Source organism: Rhodoblastus sp., from assembly GCF_041915505.1.
GTDB lineage: Bacteria > Pseudomonadota > Alphaproteobacteria > Rhizobiales > Beijerinckiaceae > Rhodoblastus.
Genome location: NZ_JAYSBG010000296.1, coordinates 1 through 4,344 on the forward strand (window position 1 = coordinate 1; position 4,344 = coordinate 4,344).

The window sequence follows — 4,344 nt, forward strand, 5'->3', positions numbered from 1 at the left end:
GCTCGCGGCCCGACCTGCGCCGTCGGCGCGCGCCGGCGGCAACAGCGCCAGCGGCGCGAGACAGGCGCCGCGCGACAAAGCGCCCGCCGCAGCCAGGACAAGCAGCGCGCGGAAGGGCGTCGCGGCGAGCGCGGCGAGCGCGCTGGCGCGTAGGCCGAAACTCAGGATCAGCGCGACCGCGCCAAAGGCGCCGATGCGGCTGTCCTTCATGATCTCAAGCTTGCGCTCGCGCGAAAAGCCGCCGCCGAATCCATCGGCGATATCGGCGAGACCGTCCTCGTGCAGCGCGCCCGTCGCGAGAGCGCTGGAGCCCAGCGCGAGCAGCGCGGCGGCTGTCGCCGGCAGGCGCAGGCTCAGCGCCGCGACGAAGACCAGTCCGCCGCCAAGGCCGAGCAGGGCGCCGGCGAGCGGGGCGAGGCGTAGGCTGCGCCCGAAATCGCGCGTTTCCGTGTCGCCGGGGATCGGCAGCCGCGAGAAGAAGCGCAAGGCGCCGGCGAGGTCGCGCAACCCTTCCATATGCGGCCTCAGCGATGCAGATTTTTCGCGGCCAGCTCGTCGAGATAGGCCTGCCAGCGCGTCTCTTGCTCGGCGCCCAGCGCGAACAGATAGTCCCAGGTGAAGAAGCCGCTGTCATGGCCGTCGTCGAAGATCAGCCGCGCTGCGTAATTGCCGACCGGCTCGGCGCGCCGGATTTTCACCGCGCGCTTGCCGGAGACCGTGACCCGCTGCTCCGCCGTATGGCCCTGAACCTCGGCGCTCGGGCTGTTGACCCGCAGATATTCCGCGGGAAGGGCGAAGGATTCGCCGCTCTCGAAGGCGACAACCAGCGATTGGCCCTCCTCGGCGAGCTGGATTTCGGTCGGCCAATGCGTTGCGTCCGTCATCGGGCCTCTTTCCTCGCTGAATTTGCGCAATCTTCTATTCGCGCCGAAAAAAAATCCTATATAGAGAAGATGCGCCCGAACCTAATGGAAACGCCTCTCGCCGTCGCGCCCGCGTCCTTGTCGCGGCCGCTGGTCGATTCCTACGCCCGGCGCGTAGATTATATCCGCATTTCCGTCACCGATCGCTGCGATTTCCGCTGCGTCTATTGCATGTCGGAAAATATGAATTTCCTGCCCAAGCAGGATCTGCTGACGCTGGAGGAGTTGGAGCGCTTGAGCGCCGCCTTTGTCGTGCGCGGCGTGCGCAAGATCCGGCTGACGGGCGGCGAGCCGCTGGTGCGGCGCAATGTCATGCAATTGTTTCACGGCCTGTCGCGCCTGTTCGACAAGGGCCTGGAGGAGCTGACGCTCACCACCAATGGTTCGCAGCTCGTCCGCTACGCCGCCGAACTCGCGGCTTGCGGCGTGCGCCGGGTCAATGTCTCGCTCGACACGCTCAAGCCCGAAAAATTCCGCGCGATCACCCGCTGGGGCGATCTCGGCCAGGTGCTCGCCGGGATCGACGCCGCCCAGCAGGCGGGCCTCAAGGTCAAGATCAATTGCGTCGCGCTCAAGGGCGAGAACGAGGACGAGTTCCTGCCGCTGGTCGAATGGGCGCATGGACGCGGCGCGGATGTCTCGTTCATCGAGGCCATGCCGCTCGGCGAGGACGCCGTCCATAATATCGAAAGCTTCCTGCCGCTCGACGCGGTGACCGCCGCCTTGTCGCAGCGCCTGACGCTCACGCCCTCGACCCATGTCAGCGGCGGCCCGGCGCGCTATTTCGACGTGGCCGAAACCGGCGGGCGCGTCGGCCTGATCACGCCTTTGAGCCAGCATTTCTGCGACAGTTGCAATCGCGTGCGCGTCACCTGCACCGGCACGCTCTACACCTGCCTCGGCCAGGAAGATAAAACCGACCTGCGCGCGCCGCTGCGCGCCGCGCGGGACGACGAGGCGCTGCACGCCGCGCTCGACGACGCCATGCGCCGCAAGCCGCGCGGCCATGATTTCGTGGCGCAATGGGCGGGCGCGCTCGCCCCGGCCAAGCGGCCGATGAGCATGACCGGCGGCTGAGAATTTTTTTCAGCGTCGCTGTAACCTTCCGTCGATTCCTCCGTATCCCCGAATGCAGGCCGGCACGGGCCTGTTCGACGCGCCGTTGCGGCGCGATCTCAGGGAGTTGGATCATGCAGATCAAAGTCGTTTCCGGCGCGAGCCTCGCCGCCGCCGCCATCGCGCTCGCCGTTTCCGGCGCCGCCCTCACCACCCAGGCCCAGGCGAAGAAGGCGCCGGTCCATTGCATGGGAATCAACGCCTGCAAGGGCCAGAGCGCCTGCAAGACCGCCAGCAACGCCTGCAAGGGCCAGAACACCTGCAAGGGCCAGGGCTTCCTGATCGAAAAATCCGCCAAGGCCTGCACGGCCAAGGGCGGCACTGTCGGATAATACGAACTTTCCGACGCCTCCCTCCCGGCGCAGGATGGCGCCGTGAGGGAGGCTGCCGGGCGGGAGAACGTCATGACGGCGAGCAACAAGGCGACGGCGGCGGACTGCGCGCAGGGGTTCGGACTGGGCCTGCGCACGGTCTATTATCCGGACATTCTCGCCGGGCCGCAGCCGGTTGACTGGTTCGAGATCATTTCCGAGAATTTCATGGTCCCGGGCGGCCGTCCGCTCGCCATGCTCGATCGCATCCGCGCCGATTATCCGATGCGCATGCATGGCGTGTCGCTGTCGCTCGCCTCGACCGATCCACTCGATTTCGACTATCTGCGGGCGCTCAAGAAACTGGCTGCCCGCGTGGAGCCGGAACTGGTGTCCGATCACCTCGCCTGGACCGGCGTTCAGGGCCTCAACCTGCATGATCTGCTGCCGACGCCGCTGACCCGCGAGGCGCTCGATCATTGCGTCGCGCGTGCGTCGCGCGTGCAGGATTTTCTCGGCCGCCGCATCGCGCTGGAAAATCCCTCGACCTATATCGCTTTCGCCGCGGACGAGATGAGCGAGGCGGATTTCCTCGCCGAACTGGCGCGACGCGCCGACTGCCTGCTGCTGCTCGACGTCAATAATGTGTTCGTTTCGGCCTTCAACCATGGCTTCGACGCCAAGGCCTATCTGGATCGCCTCCCGAAGGATCGCATCGCGCAGATCCATGTCGCCGGCCACAGCGATCTCGGAACCCACAAGATCGACACGCATGATCATCCGGTCTGCGATGGGGTCTGGGATCTGTTCGCCCATGCGCGGCGGCTGTTCGGCCCGGTCCCGGCGATGATCGAACGCGACGATCGCTTCCCGCCCTTCGACGAATTGCTCGGCGAATTGCGCGTCCTGCGGGATGTGGCGGCGGCGGAAGAAAGGGCGGCGGCATGAATCTGGCGGAATTGCAGGCACTGTTTCAGACCAGCGTGTTGGCGGAAACGCCTTCGCCGCGCCTGCTCGCCCTGTTGCATCCGCCGCCCCGCGCCGAAAAGGCCGCGGAGACTTTCGCGGTCTATCACGACGGTTTTCGCCTGCGCATGATCGAGTTTCTCAGCACTGACTTTCCGGTGTTGCGCGCGGCTCTGGGCGAGCTGGCCTTTGACGCCATGGCCGAGGCCTTTTGGCGCGCGCGGCCCTCGACCTTCCGCAACGCGCGCTGGATCGGCGCCGGCCTACCCGATTTCCTGCGCGACACGCCGCCTTTTTGCGACGATGGCTTCGTTCGCGGCCTGGCCGCGCTGGAGGAGGGGCTGTCGCGCAGCTTCGACGCCGAAGACGCCGCCGCCTTGCCGATTGAGGCCTTGGCGGCGATCCGCGAGGCCGACTGGCCCCGCCTGTGTCTCGCCTTCGACCCGAGTGTTCTCGTCATCGAGACCGACACCGCCGCGCTCGCCGTCTATGAAGCCGCGCAGACTGGCGAGCCTCTTCCGCAAGTGGCGGCCTCGGGCGCGATGCGGCTGCTGGTCTGGCGACGCGAATGGGAGGTGAGCTATCGCGCGCTCGATGACGACGAGGCGCTGGCCCTGATCGAGGCGATGAGCGGCGCGCCCTTCGAGGAGATTTGTTCGCTGCTGGCTTTCGCGCGCTCCGGGCGCGACGGCGAGCCGATCGTCCAGACGGCGGCGGGCTTTCTTGCGCAATGGTTCGCGGACGGCATGATCGTCGCGGTCGAGCCTAAGACGATTTAGCGTCTCTCGCATCCTGTCGTGAAAAGCCCGCCGCGCTTTGTCGCGGCGGGCCTTTTTGCGCTCAGCGGCAGGGCGGTTGGCCGGGGCCGCCGCAATTCGGCTTGCCGGGATGCGGCGCAGCCGCCGGGCCGGGTTGCGGCGGGGCCATATGCGGCGCTGGCGGCGGGGCCATGTGGGGCGGCGCGGGCGGGGCCATGCGCGGCGCCGGCGGCGGGGCCATGTGAGGCGGCGCGGGCGGGGCCATGTGCG

7 protein-coding genes are annotated in these 4,344 nt (G+C 67.4%); 4 read left to right on the forward strand and 3 right to left on the reverse strand.

Annotation, left to right across the window (positions count from 1 at the left end):
• Both ACE3S9_RS15475 and ACE3S9_RS15480 read right to left on the reverse strand, forming a co-directional pair.
• On the reverse strand, nucleotides 1-516 hold a 516-nt coding region (locus ACE3S9_RS15475; RefSeq protein ID WP_374547375.1), incomplete at its 3' end, for an adenosylcobinamide-GDP ribazoletransferase.
• A gap of 8 nt (nucleotides 517-524) precedes the next feature.
• On the reverse strand, nucleotides 525-884 hold the full coding sequence (locus ACE3S9_RS15480) for a gamma-butyrobetaine hydroxylase-like domain-containing protein (protein WP_374547376.1): 360 nt from the start codon (nucleotides 882-884) through the stop codon (nucleotides 525-527).
• A gap of 84 nt (nucleotides 885-968) precedes the next feature.
• Between ACE3S9_RS15480 and moaA the strand changes: the two genes are divergently transcribed.
• From moaA to ACE3S9_RS15500, 4 genes are all read left to right on the forward strand, one after another.
• Complete coding sequence (moaA, locus tag ACE3S9_RS15485; protein ID WP_374547377.1) at nucleotides 969-2,000, forward strand: GTP 3',8-cyclase MoaA; 1,032 nt, start codon at nucleotides 969-971, stop codon at nucleotides 1,998-2,000.
• Nucleotides 2,001-2,113: 113 nt separating this feature from the next.
• A complete protein-coding gene (locus tag ACE3S9_RS15490) occupies nucleotides 2,114-2,371 on the forward strand; it encodes a hypothetical protein (protein WP_374547378.1) in 258 nt (85 codons plus the stop codon).
• A gap of 72 nt (nucleotides 2,372-2,443) precedes the next feature.
• Complete coding sequence (locus ACE3S9_RS15495; protein ID WP_374547379.1) at nucleotides 2,444-3,298, forward strand: DUF692 domain-containing protein; 855 nt, start codon at nucleotides 2,444-2,446, stop codon at nucleotides 3,296-3,298.
• On the forward strand, nucleotides 3,295-4,095 hold the full coding sequence (locus tag ACE3S9_RS15500) for a putative DNA-binding domain-containing protein (RefSeq protein WP_374547380.1): 801 nt from the start codon (nucleotides 3,295-3,297) through the stop codon (nucleotides 4,093-4,095). The genes ACE3S9_RS15495 and ACE3S9_RS15500 overlap by 4 nt, the downstream gene beginning before the upstream one ends.
• Before the next feature lie 61 nt (nucleotides 4,096-4,156).
• Here ACE3S9_RS15500 and ACE3S9_RS15505 read toward each other — a convergent pair.
• Nucleotides 4,157-4,344: hypothetical protein (locus tag ACE3S9_RS15505; protein ID WP_374547381.1), on the reverse strand; the 188-nt coding region annotated here is incomplete at its 5' end.